This window comes from Aquimarina sp. AWH4_224 (assembly GCF_056160245.1).
On the sequence record NZ_JBSWWU010000009.1, the window covers coordinates 118,957 to 135,837 of the forward strand.

General features: G+C 38.9%; 11 protein-coding genes. All 11 read right to left on the reverse strand.

Annotation, left to right across the window (positions count from 1 at the left end; genetic code table 11):
* The 11 genes from ACXAGJ_RS17960 to ACXAGJ_RS18010 are packed head-to-tail and all read right to left on the reverse strand — an operon-like array spanning position 1 to position 16,867.
* Positions 1–4,578 carry an eCIS core domain-containing protein gene (locus tag ACXAGJ_RS17960; protein WP_474841642.1) on the reverse strand — a complete coding sequence of 1,526 codons (4,578 nt, stop codon included), beginning with the start codon at positions 4,576–4,578 and terminating at the stop codon, positions 1–3.
* Between the two features lie 30 nt (positions 4,579–4,608).
* Positions 4,609–7,392 (reverse strand): hypothetical protein, encoded by a 2,784-nt coding sequence (locus tag ACXAGJ_RS17965; RefSeq protein ID WP_474841644.1) that lies wholly within the window; start codon positions 7,390–7,392, stop codon positions 4,609–4,611.
* Positions 7,380–10,640, reverse strand: coding sequence for a baseplate J/gp47 family protein (locus ACXAGJ_RS17970; protein WP_474841645.1), 3,261 nt, complete (start codon positions 10,638–10,640; stop codon positions 7,380–7,382). The genes ACXAGJ_RS17965 and ACXAGJ_RS17970 overlap by 13 nt, the downstream gene beginning before the upstream one ends.
* A gap of 16 nt (positions 10,641–10,656) precedes the next feature.
* Positions 10,657–11,067 (reverse strand): GPW/gp25 family protein, encoded by a 411-nt coding sequence (locus ACXAGJ_RS17975; RefSeq protein ID WP_473282538.1) that lies wholly within the window; start codon positions 11,065–11,067, stop codon positions 10,657–10,659.
* Position 11,068: 1 nt separating this feature from the next.
* The gene (locus tag ACXAGJ_RS17980) at positions 11,069–11,359 is read right to left on the reverse strand and encodes a PAAR domain-containing protein (RefSeq protein WP_073319004.1); all 291 of its coding nucleotides are present in this window, start codon (positions 11,357–11,359) and stop codon (positions 11,069–11,071) included.
* A gap of 17 nt (positions 11,360–11,376) precedes the next feature.
* Positions 11,377–13,122: a type VI secretion system tip protein VgrG gene (gene vgrG / locus ACXAGJ_RS17985; RefSeq protein ID WP_474841647.1), complete on the reverse strand. Its 1,746-nt coding sequence runs from the start codon at positions 13,120–13,122 to the stop codon at positions 11,377–11,379.
* Entirely contained in the window at positions 13,123–13,848 is a 726-nt protein-coding gene (locus ACXAGJ_RS17990) for a CIS tube protein (RefSeq protein WP_073319010.1), read from the reverse strand. It abuts the gene before it with no gap.
* 11 nt (positions 13,849–13,859) lie between these two features.
* Positions 13,860–14,021, reverse strand: coding sequence for a DUF5908 family protein (locus tag ACXAGJ_RS17995; RefSeq protein WP_170864626.1), 162 nt, complete (start codon positions 14,019–14,021; stop codon positions 13,860–13,862).
* On the reverse strand, positions 14,021–14,464 hold the full coding sequence (locus ACXAGJ_RS18000; RefSeq protein ID WP_073319012.1) for a phage tail protein: 444 nt from the start codon (positions 14,462–14,464) through the stop codon (positions 14,021–14,023). Before ACXAGJ_RS18000 ends, ACXAGJ_RS17995 begins: the two co-directional genes overlap by 1 nt.
* Before the next feature lies 1 nt (position 14,465).
* The gene (locus tag ACXAGJ_RS18005; protein WP_073319015.1) at positions 14,466–14,909 is read right to left on the reverse strand and encodes a phage tail protein; all 444 of its coding nucleotides are present in this window, start codon (positions 14,907–14,909) and stop codon (positions 14,466–14,468) included.
* Between the two features lie 38 nt (positions 14,910–14,947).
* Positions 14,948–16,867 carry a phage tail sheath family protein gene (locus ACXAGJ_RS18010; protein ID WP_474841651.1) on the reverse strand — a complete coding sequence of 640 codons (1,920 nt, stop codon included), beginning with the start codon at positions 16,865–16,867 and terminating at the stop codon, positions 14,948–14,950.
* Positions 16,868–16,881 lie beyond the last annotated feature (14 nt).

A 16,881-nucleotide genomic window follows, 5' to 3' on the forward strand; every position in this document is an offset into this window, starting at 1 on the left:
TTAGATCCCACCTGTTAGAGGACTCGCTCCTCCCATCCAAATTGATCTAGATCTATTTCTTAATTCACTTATTATTGGTCCATGGAGCGCTTTATCACCATCCAAATCACTTTGACTTAAAGCTTCCGTCACAAAAACTATTGAGGTATCTAACGCCTCTGAAAATGCGGTTGCCATAGTTCTATTTATAGTATCTCTAACAAATTCTGCCACTTCGATCAAATCTTCTGCATCTAATTCTTCATCTGAAATAGTACTGATTAACTCAGCTTGTAAACTATTGGTTATTTGATCTAAAGCATCATTATTTGGGTTGTTAACTCGTATTATTAGCTCATCAGGACTTTCTTGAAGATTAACTTGTGTATCGGTTACTTCTCCTCTTTCAATTTGATAAATCTTCCGTAAAAAAGATCTCCAACTGCCTGAAGATATACTAGCTCTTATATTACTACCAGACTTAGTGAACATAAGCACCCTCTTTACTCCTGCATCCCTGGCCTGTTGTTCAATTACAGGAAGTGCTGCTCTAGCGGTAGCACTTCTATGAATACCTTGACGAGATGTTCTATGCGTTCTTTGATGAACAAGAATTGCTGGTAAGTTATTTCCATTAGAATAACTTGAATTAATTTGTTGAGAACGGGCCGTAGCTCTAGATCCTATATCTTCTAAACCTTCAATACCTGACAACATAGAACCAAATCTTTCGTACAACCCGGAAACTTCAGCTGAAAATTGGTTCTCAGGAACATGGTGAGATTCATATGGTTCACCTTCAGGATGAGATGCGGACCTAGGAACTGTATGAGTCCCGACGATTGGTAAAGGTCCATATTCTTCTGCATCACCATACATTTCAAAGAGCTCTCTAAGAACCTGAGCCAAATCATTTTCTTTGTCCTCCAATCTTTGATCTGATTCTGAAGCCTGACGACTGGCTTGTTCATCAGTAGAATTTTGAGCAGTATTTAGTTTTTCCTCAGTATCTTCTCCTTGTGTTTTGGTTTCTCTATACAAAGAACGTGCTCTATCAATTTTACCCTGTGCATCTTCTTGTTTAGCTATTCCTTCATCTGTATTTCCAAATTCAGATTTTCTATTCTCCCACTCCGTTAGCTTTTCTCCAACCGTTTTAGTTTGAGACGCTACCATAACCTCAACACCCGGTCCTTGAGTATCAATCCATAACCTATGTCCTTCTCCTCCTCCATTAAATTGAACTACTTCTCCAACCTCTGTATCTTCAAGGTTACCGGAAGCTATATCTTCATTTTGTTGATCTCTATTTCTTCCAGTCAATCTTCTAAACAATCTTTTTGCCGCATTCTTAACACGATTCAGTAATCCCACCACTGCATCTTCTATCTTTTTACGGATTTTTTGAATGATCTCCTGTACTTTTTGAGTCAGCCCTGTGATTCCTAATAAAGAGGCTAAGAACCCTATCAATACCGGAATAGATTTCTTTAATGCGTTTTCGATCGCACTGGCAATAGCACTTACATTACCCGAAGCCACTGCTTTTACACCATCGATAAAGGCGCGTACCATTTCAATAATCTGGCTACCCCTCTGGATAAAGAATTTTACAATATCAATAATCAGCATGGCAGCCTTGATAAATGCTCCAGCAGGATTAAGCAATCCTAATATCCATTTGATTCCTGCTTCAACGACCTTAGAGATGATCATATCTCGTATGGCATCCATCACCATTTCTTTCAGGTTATTGAACTGTTCTTTGATATACTCCCAAAGACCGGCAATACCATCATTACGTAATATGGTGAAAATCTCAAACGCCGTTTCAACAACCCTCACCACAGGTTCACCAAGTACGCGTACTGCTATGTTACGTACAAAATCCCACGAGATTCCTAAAATTTGCGCAACCAAATCAAAAATTCCTGAAAGACTAAACAAATTATCCGGTATGGTAATCCCTACCCCGCCTAAAGATCCAGTAAGCCAAGCAATAAGTCCTTCTTGCATATGCGTAAGGATGTTGCTTACAAAATTATTTAATCCTTGCCCAACCCCCTCAATCAACAATCCTAAGAATCCAATTGGGTCTTGAACAATAGTAGCAATAACACTTAGTGCAGAACTTAGCAGCTCTGTCAACATGTTTTTGATGTTGATGATTGTTTGGATCACTCCACCAATAGCATCCAAAGCCATATCAATCAATCCACGGTTGGCAGCTTGCATCTCTTCGATACGAGCATCTACTTCTTGTAGACTCTCATTATACTGATTGGCCAAACTATCGATCAATTCATCTTGTTTATCATCTACCGATTGTTCTAATTCATCAAAACGTTCCTGAATACCTTCTGCTGCTTCACGACCAATATCTTGAAGGTTTTGCGGTAATGTTGTAACATAATCCTGCACCTCTTGTTTACCTCTGGTAATTCTGTCTTTGGCAGCAGTTAACTCTGTAGCCACTACATCTGCAATATTGGTAATTACCGAATCCATACGATCGATAAATACCTGTCGCCCATCTACGAAAAATTGATTTACCTCGTCTGGTAATCCGGTAAAGACATCACCAACCCGGTTTAAGAATCCGCCAAATCCTCCATATCGTTCATCAAGATAGGCATCCATCTTACGTTCTACATAATCTTCAAAAGCTTGCTTGGCACGTTCCGCTCCAGCAGTAAATAGATCATTTACTCGTGTATCAAGATCGCTAAGGATCGTTTCTACATCAGTTTTAGTATTCTCATAAATGGTATTAATCTCACCAGCAATACGCTCACGCTCTGCAGTATCTGTTGTCCCTGTTTGTACTTGCTGTCCTTCTACCTGATTCAATAATCCAGCACGATCTTGGTGCATGCCATCCAAAGTCTGCTGACTATTATTTTCTGCAGTGCTTTGTGCTCCTTGTAATACGCCTTGTTCTTCGGTTCTAAACTGCCCAGGAGCTTGTGCGGTGTCCTCTCTGGCATCATTGGTAGCATCCAGTGCTCCTACAAATTCTGGTTCATTGGAGTTGGCCAACTGCTCATCGGTAATTTCATTTTCGGTCATCTGCTGATCCACCTCGGACATATTATCCTGTAGTGGTTGGCTTACTTCGGCTTCACCTCGAGCTGGTGGCATCGCATTTTGTGCTCTTACACCATTAGGAGCAGCACCTACAGGCGCTGGAGGTAAGGCAGTAACCTCTCGTTCTGGTATTGCATCTGTATTTGGTTCCTGAGCTGTTGTAGCAGCGATATCTCCAGAGGCAGCGGTTTGTTCACTTTGTACGTCCTGAGTCGCTGCATCACGCACCTCATCAATATTATTGTTGTTTTCAAAATCGGCGGCTTCTTCTTCATTGGCTGGCAACTGCATACTCTCGATACGCTGCATCAACTGCGCTTTGAACGCTTCTGCACTAAAGGTTCCAGCTTCTTGCTCTTCCATAGAATCTACTTGAGCTGCTTGTGCTCCACCAGTACGTTCGTTTGGTGGTGATACCGCTGCTGCCTGTGCACTGCCTGCAGATGCTGTAGCCGGCTCATGATCTTGCTGCTCTTCTGCTCTATTTTCGACGCGCTGCTCTAGCTGTTGGAAATTAGGATCTTCCTCTGGGCTACGCGGTGTCGTAGGTTGCACTTCTTCGCCGGCAACTCCTGCTTCCTGAGCTGCTTGTTCGGTTGGTACTTCTCCTTCTTGTGGAGGTGCCTCTAAAAGTTCGGTAGCTTCGGCAACCGGAGTTGCAGAAGGTTCTTCTATGGCTTCGGAAGAGGCTTGACTTCCACCATTGTTCGTTGTTGTAGATTCATTTTGAGTAGCCGGACCAGATGCACCTTGCTGAATGGTGTGCGTTAACTCGTGCGCTAATAACGTTTGCCCTTCTGTAGTAGCAGGATTAAATCTGTTTTGATTAAAATGGATATCGTTTCCATTAGTAAATGCCTGCGCTCCCAATGTTTGGTTCATCGCAACAGACTCACTACCTGTATGTATTCTTACACCACTAAAATCGGCTCCAAAACCGGATTCCATCTGGCTTTGAACTCCGCCTGGCAAAGGAGATCCTTGACCCCTAGTATTTCTAATAGAATGACCAATACTAGAAGGAGTGTTCAGTCCAGTATTTCCTGGGTTCTCTCTTGCTTGCACCTCTTCCTCTTCTTGAAGTTGTACATCTTCTTCAGACATCATTTGTACTTCTTCTTCCTCTTGCATCTGAACATCCTCTTCAGACATCATCTGCACTTCTTCTTCCTGTAACTGTACTGGCTCCTCTTCTTCCATCCGCTGAAGAGGTGAAGTACCTGATAAATGTGTTAATGGTTGGATACGTTCTGCAATCGGTTTTTCCTGAATTTGCTCATCTTCAGACATAGTTTGTACTGAAGCGGGAGTAGCACTAATAGTTGATGCGGCTCCCTGTTGCTGCTTATTTACAACTTGGTCAGCTACCTGATCTGCCTCTACTTCATACTTATCGCCCGGTTGGCCTACCTTGACTTTGGGTTGTATAAACAACTCACTTCCGCTTTTTGGCTTAAAAACGGAAGGGGTGTTGTTGCCCTTGTTGGTATGTGCTGTTTTTGGCGAAAACATGCGCTATCTACATCTAATTTTAATCCTAAGTTATAGTGTACCTAAGGTCGTTCTACCTAAAATGATCTGACCATCAATATCATCGTCGTTTTCGCAATCAATCAGGCGACCTGCTGGATATAGTGTCTGTAGACTGAATAAACGATCTACAAAGGTTTCTAGCTTAGAGGTTTCCTCTCCTGTATCTGTATCGGTATATCTCATCTCTTCTTCTCCTGTATTTAATGTTTTGGCTTCTAAAAAGGCTTTATAAGCTTTTTCTAATCGGTATAATCCGTTCTCCTCATCTGGAACTTCATCTTTTCTATGACCCACCCAACAAATTCTAGCCACTACATGTGCCGGAATTTCTTGCTTGATCACATTCTCCATATAATTTCTAAAATCTGTATCTGCAAATCGATACGTGTATCCAGGAAGTATGATACTTACTCTATACGAATATGGGTCTGCTGGCTCGCAATTGTCGCAAGTATCCGCACAAACAGGAATGAAGCTCTTTTCGTGAGCATCAAGTTGTTTTACGTCGGGTCTAAGTAAGATATGCTCAACCAAAAACAATCCTTCTTCGGTAAAATCATTCTCAAAGAAACTCAGGGTCTCAAAAATTCCATCTCTAAACTCTTCTTGTGTATCATAAAATCTGGAATGTATAGCCGTGATTCTCTTAGTACTTGATGGTGGAAACTCAGGATTAATGACACTAAACGAATACACTCCCGTATTTTCAGATTTATTAAGCTTGATATGATCTACATCAGTATCATCCTTTATCGTTTTGGAAAAAGCTTCTTCTAACTCATATTTGCTGGTCTCAATAAGTAATAATACCGAAAAATGGAGCTCATTAATCGCCGCAGTTTTGGAATTGTAATTCTCGGTAGATCTCAATATTGGATTTCCTTTGGTATCCAATACTTCCCATCGAAATATGGTACAATCATTATCGTCTACATCTGTTTTGATATTGATATAGGAGTTGGAGATATTTCTTCGGTTGTAGTCCTTGATTCCCAGTAAACGCGCTAGTCGTTTTTGAGTTCCAGACACATTATCGGTATCCCAAAGATTTGCCGGAGGTTGTTTATAGTAATTAAATGCATTACCGCGCTCTTGACTAATCACTTTATATTCTCTTAAAAATGCTTCTTTATTACGCAGCACTACTTCTCCTGTTGCATCTCCATAAAGCGTCTTCATCAAAAAGGTATACTCGCTAAACCGTTCTGCAAAACGTGCTAATAGATGATCTAGAATCTGATTTCTTCGATCTACGTTGTTGTCGATTTCTTTGAACAAAGCATTGGTAAGCTCATCATCATTGTTGGTGCTGTAATTATTCACCAAATCCTCAAACCCTGCTACATCTTTTATCGCTTGTGTAAAATAGGTGTTTTCTGAAACTCCACTAACCGATAGCAGTTCTTTTACTTTTCCTAAATGTTGAAAGTAACTTGCTAATATCTTATCAAAAAACAACAAATACCCCTTAAGTTGTTTTGCTTGTGCTTTTCGATCTTTTGTCGCTCTTGCTGGTAATCCATCTATCCCAATACCATAAGTGTCTGGGAAATCATTTTGGATGGTAGTATAAGCTGCATTATCAAAATATTGTCCTTCCGGAAAGGATAATTCTTGATCCAAAACCAATGTTTCTTCAGGTTTAAGCTCATCTAAATATGCTTCCACCTTATTTTGATTTAGATTGAGAGGTAAAAATCCTTTATTATAATTGATAACACTTTTATCGCACAATACTGGTTTTTTCCCATCTTCTACACAAATAATCCATTCGTTAGATTCCGCAGTATTACCATCACAATTACCAACAGAGATTTCTTTTACGAACTTTACGCCTTCGATATTCATAATCAGAGTTATAATATCCGAAAGTCTTACCTCTGTTCTCAAATTGGCATTTTCTAGCTCTTTGGTATCAATAAATCCTTTATTAAGTACAGGACCTTCAAAAATTTGATCTGTGGTATATCCACGATCCAACATTTGCTGAATGGAGTAAAAATTCAAAGTAGGAGAAAAATAATTGTCGATCGCCAATAAAACCTTAGCGTGTATCAATTCTTCATCAGCTTCATTTTCAACTTCTATACTAGCACAAACCGAAATAGGATGTAATGCTACTTCGGAAAGATCAATTAAATCCTCGCATAGGTTTCGATTTTGATGATAGGTAGTTCGAACCTCCTCCATCAATATTTCTTTTTTGGCCTGTATCCGTTCTTCCTTCTTTTCTTTGGAAAGCTCTTCTGTACCTTCTTCTAAAAAGTCATCATCATATTCCAGTGTGATATTATATAGCCCTTTTAGTGTAAACTCCTTTATAAATTCAGAAGTGGACCTTGCATCAATTCCTGTAAGATCAATATCTGCTTTGTTGTAGGTGAGTCTGTCTTTCTTGCAATCCAAAAATACTTGCTTCTCAAACTTGCTTAGCCAGCAGTTTTTTATCCCTGGGATATCTATAAAAATCTTTCTGTAATCTAAAGCAGTGACTGGTTTGGAAGGAAAAATATCTGCCGGTTTAAAAAACTGGGTTTCTAAACTTTTATCTTTTTCTTCACTCACCAACAAATTTTCAATGGGCATATTAATCCGCATACCAAGATCAGAAATGGCATAAGACAACATTTCTAGCATGGTAATCCCCGGATCGTGAGAATTATAATCTGTCCATAGCTTTCCCCCTAGTTGTGAAATGTATTCTATTCCTTTTTCTCGAAGAAAATAGAAATCCAGATCGTCTTCTGAAGATACATTTTTTGGAATACTTATATTGAGATCTATACCTGACATGTGTCTATTGCTTTTTCTTCTTCTTGGTTACACTTGTTTATGTTGGTGTCTACTGAATGTTCTTTGGCAGAAACCAAAATTGAAGCTGGGTTCGAAGGTTCGATACTCGTTAGAAATACTTCCCCATCCTTACGCATTACTACATCCTGTAAATAATCCACATAGAATAATTTTTCTAAGTAATCAATTAGTACACTGCGATGCAGAGTAACCCCAAAATCTATGCTTCTGGAAGTATCGAATGCCCAAGGAGATAAGAATTGAGTAATATCTTCACTAAGTTGTTTGATATAAAAATTCTCATCAAACTGGTCATAAAATTTGACCGATAGCGAAATTCTAACCTCCTCATAACTTGGGTTAATGACTTCAGTTTTTACATGCATAGAATTGAGTTTATTGATGTAAGCACTTACCTTATTCAAAGTCGCTCTGCTCACTCTAGGCTGAAAAATATCGAAGACATTCTTATTTATTGTATCTGGAATCACCACCAGAGTAACATCTCCCGGAGATAAAAAGGAAGAAGTACTAGAATGATTTAAACATTTTACTTGATAGATTTCTGGAAATTCTTGTAATACCAAACTCTCATAATCCCATAGGGTGATGGCTCTGTTTTTATGACGAAGTCGTTCACTAATTCTTCGATAATACGCATCATCAGATTCTTCTGGTTTCCCATCGAAAGAATTATAAGGTTGTGTGATTCCTTTGATTTGAGGAACTCGGGTTACCAACTTGCTAATGGTCCCATCCGGCAATCCCTGTTCTAAATGTGATAATTCATTGCTCCGATCTTCAAACTCGGCCAAAATCGCCTGTGTATGTATTGATTTTACCTTGCTGACCGCATCATAATTTTTATGAATTCGAGCCCGTAGCCAAATGTATCCTCTTGGCAATCTTGTATTTTCTGTAGTTGCTTGTTTTGGAATACCAAATCTAAGTATTCCAGAATTCAATAGGTTATCAGTGCTATTTTTTACGATATCATTTTGCAGATTTTTCCAGTGATTATCACATAAAATCGACCATTCTACTTTTTCATTTCCCTCAAAAGAAATGGTTAACGGGTTTTCACTCCCTTCCAAAACCTGAATAAGTAATGAGATTTGTTGCCCGATCTCTACATTATCTAAACCAATAAATAAGGAACCTCCTCTACAGTGTTGTGGCACCAAATAATTGGTTAAAAAATCAGTATTATTTGCTGGGTCTTGCCCATTTTTTATCAAAACCTGTTGTTTCAAATATTCATGTTCTTCGAATTGCCCAAAAGGAGCTTCATGAAACAGAGTAACCAGGTTACTTTCGTAACTACTTTTCTGAGTTTCCTCATCGATAACCTCACCTGGCCCGGTAGCTTCTAACAATTCCAATTTCGTTTCTGTAGAAGCACTATATTTCAAAGTTATTACATCTATCAAAGGGATATAAGGTTCTTTGGGTATGGCTGGCACAACTGGAGGGTCAGCGGGCGGTGTAATAATCTCTTTGGATATCGCTAAAGCATATTGAGTTGGGTATACTTCTTGTAAAAAAGAAGTGTTTAATGACAACCGTAAAGGACCATTTTTATCAATTACATATCCAGAATTGCTAAATGTATAGTTTGCATCATATACATCTCCATTTTTCGTGAATAAAGATAAGTCTCTATTATCTGGAGTAGAAGTATTATCAGAGGAATCAATATCGGTATAACTACCTCTATCTAAAATATAAGATTTGACTTTAAAATATGAATCATTGGTAACTGGATTAGGATTGTAATTTCCATAATGATCATTAAAACTAGTTTCTGGTGTATCTTTCCATAAAATATTAACAGCAATATTTGTCCATGGTTTTTTAAAGACTTCGGGGTAATCTATGGTGAAGTTCGATCTCTTGATTGGATCAGTGGTAAAAGGGTAAAAAGGTTTTTTTGCATTGATCACTCCAGTATCGTTTTCTAATACTAGAGATGCTATTTCTTCTACAGCTATGTCTACTTTGATTTTGGTTAATGTATTAAGTGCCAGTCTACGATTGATATCATATCCCGCTTCGGTAGATTGATCAATCAAAAAACGAATTACTGGTCGATCTGTACTGTAATCTTCTAAATGAGTTTCTTTATTGTAGGCTACCACAGCAGGTTCATCCAAGGCTATTTGAAATTTCAAAATCATTTGATTTTGCAACAAAATTGACTCGCTACTCAACTCATAAGGCCCCAGCCAGCCTTTTTCTCCTGTGCAATAAACTCTAATGTTGTCATTTAAGGATTCAAAAGAAAAAGTTTCCGAAGGCAATTGTATTATTGGTTGCGGATCATCTGGTCCTGCAACGGGTGGTCGTTGATAATCGACTGTTATGGTAAGATCACGAACTCCTTCTTGGAGCTCGAACAAGGTAGATGAAAGGCTAAAGCCTGTTTTTGCATCGGCCAAGGGAGGATATGTATCTATGGTCGATGGATATCCGAATGGCCACCAATCAACCTGTCCCTCGGGAAAATCACCTCCTATCCCATCAAAAGAATTTGCTATATCTGCGGCTTTCAACTCTCTTAGATTGGTAACAGCTCCATTTTCGGGATTTGTTTGTGCTTCCTGATGATTATAAATATTTTTCAGAAACGCGATACTTGCCTTATTCGCAACAAGCTCTTCTGAAGTTTTATAAATGCGCTTAACCCCATTTTGATCCTTTCCTCCATCTAATTCTGTGTTTTCTTTGATCCGCTCACTTGCACTTTTTTTGGCGATTTCAAAAAGCAAATGCACCTTATCTGCTTCAGGAGATAGTTTATCCACTTGTAGGATCTCTTGAAAATAAAAGTCTAAATGCCTTTTGGTAAGTCCATTGAATCTATCTTGCGAAAACGTCAATAACCTTAAAAAACAGATAAACAAAGTGAAATGAGGAGTGACTCTACTATCCTTTTCCTGATCTGCAAGCGTGTTGGTTATTTCTTCTTTTAGTTTTTGATAAGCCGTTTCTCCACGTCTTGGAATCGTATTTTCATTAAAATCGAAATAACGAAACAAATCCTGCCAATTTCCAGAAGGTACCTGATCATTGTCGAGGTTAAAATAGTTTACATTTTTCGCAAAATTATAAGCAAACAAAATCCAATCTTCGATATCCAAATCATGAAGCTTCAAACTATCTGGACTCAACGCTTTATTGAAACGCTGTTGTTGATCTCTCCCGTTTCTTCTTAAAATACTATCTATATATTCACAGTTTTCTGACATTGTTTTGCTTTAATAATTAAATATCAGTTCCTTCTTCTAAGTAGAATGGGAACACCACATTATTTCTTGAATTAGTGGCTCTTACCGTATATTCTACTTTTATAAATAATTCGCCTTGCAGGACATCGCTTTCGGAAATATCAATTCGATTTACATCGATTCTAGGTTCGTGATAGAGAATAGCGCTTTTGATCAATTCGGAAACATAAGTGATCAATGTTCTACTTAGGTTTTCGAATAGGAGTTCGTCCAAATTGCAGCCGTACTGCGGAACCATTATTCGTTCTCCTAAACGTGTAGTGAGCAAAATCTCAAGACTACTTTGGATATCCTCTTCGTCTGAGATCATTTTTACCGCAGCAGCATCTCTGTTAAACTCTGGCGGAAAGCTCCAACCGATTCCTAAAAATGACTTTTTATTTTCCATATTATCCTATCAAAACTGTTGGTTCTCCTGCCACGATGGTACCTCCATGTGCAGTGGAATCTCCCATTCTTGCGGCGGGAACACCTCCAATCAACACCGTTCCTGAACCAGCCACAATACTATCTGGGGGACCGCTACATGTAGCCATATCCCCAACTCTTGCGGCGGGCATACCGGCTATTAAAACAGTAGGTTCTCCCGGAGGAAGGATCGGACCTCCCACATGTGGAGCACCCCCTGGATTTACCATTGGGCAAACATGCATATCATTTACTCTAGCAGCTGGTGGCATATTTTTAAATTTTTCTATTAATTAATTTGAACCAATGATCCCTTTAATACGGCAGTTGCCCCTGAAGACACTTCGGCCCCAGCAGAACCTTCTGCTTTGAAAGCGGCACTTGCAGTAAGATTCACATTGGTTCCTTCAATATTTACATCGCCAGAGGCTTTAATTTCTATATTTCCAGCACTTTCCATCAAAATCCCTGCACTATCAATAGTAATCACATTCGAATTTTCGTCTTCTACGATAATCGTACCTTCATCCTCATCGAGTGCAATTCTTTTTCCGGCAGGAGTGGTGATATTCAAGGTCTTTTTATCATCGTCAAAAAGTACTTTCATCTCACTACGTGTTACAAAGCCTTTTTCATGATTGTCATCACTTGCAGTAATAGGAGCTGGTTTGGCGCTACTATGCAACATTCCCAAAACGACCGCATCATTTGGATCCTGATTAATGAATCCAACAATGACTTCGTCTTCTATTTCTGGACGAAAAAAGGCGCCTCTGCTATCTCCTGCATCCAGGGATGCTATCCGGCACCAAATTCCTTGCTCTTCGTTATTTACAATCGGTAGCTGTACCAAAATCCGTTCTTCTCCATCGGGATCGTCTTGTAATTGAGAAACCACACCTATTTGAAGTCCTTGTATAGCCGGTAATAATCCAGACGCTGGTTTCATATTGATCTCATAGGTTTCAGAAAACCATTTGGGATCCAAACCAAATTGTGCATCTACGGTCCAGTTACCTTCGGTAATAGAATGGCGTACGCCGCTCACAAATATTTTACCATTAAAACGGTCTCCTACACCTTCCAGCTTTAGAATGGTATTAGGTTTTACATCTGGAATGCCTTGAAATTTGACACGACCTCTAATTTTGGCTAGTTGTTGAAATAACCATTTGGCATCAGCCCAGTTTTGCAGTTCAGAATCTGTAACTGCTCCCCCATGTCTGAGTTCTACATTTTCTACTCCTATGGTATCTGCAAGGTCTGAAGCACTCAAATTACCATTGAGAGAAACGGCTGGATCATTAGCTTCTATTTCCAGGAGCTCCTGATCTGCATGATTCCAGGCGTAAGAAGACACCTTGCTGATTTGATGTCTGGCATCAATCTCTGCATCAAAATCCAACAAACTGGCTCCAAAAGTTATCGTTTCAATTTCTTCCTGGCCCACATCGGGTGCAGCTATTTTGATTTCACCATCATCAACAATACAGATTTTGCCATTGGCTTGCGCTCTGGACATAATAAAATCCCAATCCGAAGCATTGTACTGCACTAATTCTGTATGTGTATGTGTTGTTGCTTCAACATCATTTCCAATGCCATAAGTGCCTATGATTTCTTCAAAAATATCACTATCAGCACTATCGTAGAAATATTTGCTTTTTCTACCTACTGTAAGTTTGACCGCCTCATCTCTACATTCTATGATCAATTGATTGCTTTTAGGGCGAATCCTAAGATTATGTTTGATGATAATTCCTTTGAAAATCGTAGCTTCATCAGAATGGTACCCTGCTGTAATCTCCACTTCTTTACCTGGGATCAAAAAATCTTCGTTGCTCAGTGGAAAATCTCTTGCAGATGGGTCACCATCGTTAATCACCAGCTTTGCGGTTGGTATTCTATTTACCTCTTTATCGACAACAATACTTTGTACCTGATATTTTTTGGAAAGCTCTTGTCCATCCATCAATATCTTGAAAGTAACAAGATCTGCACTTTGAGAAGTTTGTATGACACCGCTATTATTCATTTAAGACTGTTTTTGTAATGGAGGAAAAAACAATTCTTGTCCTACCTTCAATTTTCTAAAATTGCTAATATTGTTTACTCTTGCGACTTCGAGATAGTACTTTGGGTCCCCATAGATTCGATACGTCATCAAGGGGAGGGTATCTCCTGCTTTTACGACCCGATAATGGGTAAGGTCAGGAGAGTTATTATTCTCTTCTGCTACTCGTTCTTCGGCTTCAATAAATCTTTTGAAAGTAGCTTTTACCATCGCTCTTAGCGGAGTACCGTCTGGCTTGAACAGTTTGTACTCCACGTCCATCGAAGTGAGGAAACACCTGAATGACAAAGATCCCCAAGTTATAATTAGATAATTGGGTTTATGTTTGTCTCCATTATAATCGTATACTGCTTTTTTGAACGCATCCAGATCATCGATAATTCCATTTCCCTGATCCTTATACACCGTATCTCCAGAGCTTGATAGAGGATCATCACCATAGTGTATGATCACCCCTGTACGGTCAAAAAGAAAGTCCAATGTAAGGTCTTCGGGCAGTGATCTCACAAATTTGGGATCATCTCCACTGGTTCCTTGAGCCTGTTCTTCCTGATAATCGGCTTTAAAAGAAAACGAATAGGTTTCCGGATTCAAAAGTGCTGTATACTTTAGATCCAAAAGCTCTTCCTGAAAGCGTTCATCTTTGAAACAGCGTATCACTAATTTCTGTAATTTACCTTCACTCATTTGTTCACTGATTATCGTTCTTCACGCATTTCAAGAATATCCATCACTTGTTCTACACAAGATGCGATCAATGCAGATTTTTCTTCTTTTCCGAAAGTGGCAACTGATTTTTGCCCTTTGCTACTTTCATCAACATTGATTTTGATATGCAACTCTTTAATTTCTATTGGCATTAGGTAATGGTTTTAAAATAGTTATAGGAAAGCTCCAAAGACTCTATCGACAGTTTATTTTCTTCGGCATTAAAATCCTCGACAGTCCATTTTACCGGATAGGCATGTACCACATTCCATGTTAATAAGGGTTCATGCTTTTCGTTGAGCAATTTGATGGTGAGATTGATCGGTTGAATTTCAAAATCTTCAATCGCTTTTTTACACCATTCTATTAACCCAGAATCTATCAAAAGTCCTCTTTTTAGCACCAAATTGGGATATTTGGTTCGTACCGGAATTTTATGTTTAAACCTATTTTCTCCACCCTCAGCAATTTCTTCGGTTTCAAGATCTACAGAAAGACCCGAAACCGACTGAAACTGATGATCATTAGTCCTATTTTCAATGTCCTGAAATTCGACTTTGAAATGAAAACCAACCGGTGGATAGTAAGCCGCCATATTAAACTAGAGATAATTTCTCGTGAACAAATTCTGCAGTTTCGATAGCGATCTCGTTACCGTCTGCTTTTAAATCTGTGGATTGAATTTTTGTAATGTAAGCACGTTCGGCTTTCCAGGTTACTACTGGTTCGTGTTTTTCATCAAGCAGACTGATCGTTAAGTCACCTCTGTACTGCTCTTCTCCTTCTTGAAAATACACGGTTTTTACCCACTGCTCATAAAACTCTTTGTTCGTTTCTACAAAGGTTCCCCTTTTGATAGTGATGTTACTATATTTTGAAAGTCCAGGTTGCTTCGTTTTATGATACTCGTTATCTGCCCCTGCTCTATATTCGATCATTTCTCTTTCAAAATCCAATCCAGAAACTTCGGTACAATTAAATTCTGAATCTCCGAAAGACACTCTAAAATGAAACTTTGGTAATGGATATGTTGTTGCCATGTTTATATACTTTATAAATTATTAAGATGATTTGTTACTTATGCCTCTTGCATTTTGTGAGAGAATTTAAGGATGATAAATTCTGCAGGACGTACTACTGCCATTCCTATTTCTACGATCATATTCCCTTCAAGAATATCTTGAGCGGTCATTGTTTCCCCTAATCCTACATTTACGTAAAAGGCTTTATCTGGTGTTGGACCGGTTAAGGCTCCTGCTCTCCATTGTAAATTCAAGAAATTGGTGATCATTGCTTTAACTTTCACCCAGGTATTTGCATCATTAGGTTCAAAAACAAATTGTTCTGTCGCCTTTTTGATAGACTCTTCGGCCATATTGAAAAAACGACGTACAGATACATATCTCCATTCGTTATCATTTCCTGCCAAAGTTCTAGCTCCCCAAACCAAGGTTCCTTTACCGGTAAATGTTCTGATAGCATTGATTGATTTTCCTGTTCCATGAACATTCAAGTCTTCCTGATCTTCATGAGAAATATGTATGGTAGGCTTAATTACATAGTTCATCCCTACATTGGCAGGTGCTTTCCAAACTCCTCTGGCATTATCTACTCTTGCATATACTCCAGCCATCCCACTACTTGGTGGTAGAATTACTGGTACTTGTCCGATTTCTGCTTTAATTCTATTGTATAAGGCATTATCTGAAGCTTCTAGAGTATTCAATTTTACTGTAGTTGCAGGGATACTCGATGCTGGTAGCGCAGCGATAAGCAGCGATAGTTGTCCAGAAGCGATAAGTGTATCAATTTTGGCTTTTAAAGCATCTCCTGCAGCACTTGAAGAATGAATTCCTAAAGTATCATAAAGTCCAGGTTGATTTACGGAGATCTCATTGTTAATTTTAGATTGAGTATCATCCTCATTCAATCGATCAATACTTTTATTAAGATCGAGTACCGTTTGGTCTAACTCATCGGTTATCCAGGTATCCAAATCGTTAGACTCTGTAGCAGCTCCAGCAGCTCTTCCTATTGCTAAAGCAGCATTCAAATTATTTTTTAGTCCGTTGATATAACTAATAACTTCATTGATTTTTGCCTGTAAACTTGGCACCAAAGCTACAGCAGCAGCGTCATCACCTGCAGCAGCAATATCTCCTTCTATGGTTCCTAAATCAGCAACCAGGGTATCTACAACCGTTGTATCTATATCATCAGAGATGTCTTGAGCAGCTTGTTGTACATCTGCAGGACCAGCAGCTGTTTGTGTCACATCTACCTGACTTTCATCATAATTATAATCCAAAATGGTTTCTACGAATGGATAGTAAGCAGCACCATATTTAATGAAATCTTTTTCCAGATTGATCCCATCTCTTAACCCTTGAATATTTGAATCTACAGGGGTACTATCATCATACGCATAGGTATCTATAATTGCAAAACGATCCTGTAACTTGTTACACTGTGTAAGGGCGCTATTGTATAATCCATAGAAATCACCACTGCTAGAAAGGGAAGTAGCATCCGGAAAAACCAATAATGTAGGCTCGTCTTCTTTTTCTACCAATTTTAATCCTTTGGCCAAACCTGGAGTCGTTTCTGACCCCAAAGCTACAGCGGTAACTGGAGCAGAACCTTCCCCATATTGTCCTACAGACATGATATAACATGGTCCTCCACCATTAGCAAAGTACAACTGTAGTGAGTAATACATAAGGAAAGGCGATTTGGTAGTTAAAGGTGGTATCGAAATAACATCGTCTTTAACATCAACAGTAATACTGTTTTCCAACTGCGCAAAACCAAAATATGTTTCATACTCTAACATCGAAGTAATACGTGTTGGAATTTCGTGAAGATCCCCCTCTGCTTTATTTGTTGCCTTTTGAGTGTACCCAATAAAAGCAGGGATAGCAGTTTCTACTTGAGCTACAGAAGGGGGAAACTTAGCGATTTCCTCAATGTAAACTCCTGGTGTGCTGTACGTTGCCATAATTATGAATTTTA

Bases quoted from the DNA above. Each gene is read 5' to 3' on its own strand.
- ACXAGJ_RS17995 (WP_170864626.1), bottom strand. From the start codon at position 14,021: ATGCCAATAGAAATTAAAGAGTTGCATATCAAAATCAATGTTGATGAA.
- ACXAGJ_RS17970 (WP_474841645.1), bottom strand. From the start codon at position 10,640: ATGTCAGAAAACTGTGAATATATAGATAGTATTTTAAGAAGAAACGGG.
- ACXAGJ_RS17960 (WP_474841642.1), bottom strand. From the start codon at position 4,578: ATGTTTTCGCCAAAAACAGCACATACCAACAAGGGCAACAACACCCCT.
- ACXAGJ_RS17975 (WP_473282538.1), bottom strand. From the start codon at position 11,067: ATGGAAAATAAAAAGTCATTTTTAGGAATCGGTTGGAGCTTTCCGCCA.
- ACXAGJ_RS18005 (WP_073319015.1), bottom strand. From the start codon at position 14,909: ATGGCAACAACATATCCATTACCAAAGTTTCATTTTAGAGTGTCTTTC.
- ACXAGJ_RS18000 (WP_073319012.1), bottom strand. From the start codon at position 14,464: ATGGCGGCTTACTATCCACCGGTTGGTTTTCATTTCAAAGTCGAATTT.
- ACXAGJ_RS17980 (WP_073319004.1), bottom strand. From the start codon at position 11,359: ATGCCACCAGCTGCTAGAGTAAATGATATGCATGTTTGCCCAATGGTA.
- ACXAGJ_RS18010 (WP_474841651.1), bottom strand. From the start codon at position 16,867: ATGGCAACGTACAGCACACCAGGAGTTTACATTGAGGAAATCGCTAAG.
- ACXAGJ_RS17990 (WP_073319010.1), bottom strand. From the start codon at position 13,848: ATGAGTGAAGGTAAATTACAGAAATTAGTGATACGCTGTTTCAAAGAT.
- ACXAGJ_RS17965 (WP_474841644.1), bottom strand. From the start codon at position 7,392: ATGTCAGGTATAGATCTCAATATAAGTATTCCAAAAAATGTATCTTCA.
- vgrG (WP_474841647.1), bottom strand. From the start codon at position 13,122: ATGAATAATAGCGGTGTCATACAAACTTCTCAAAGTGCAGATCTTGTT.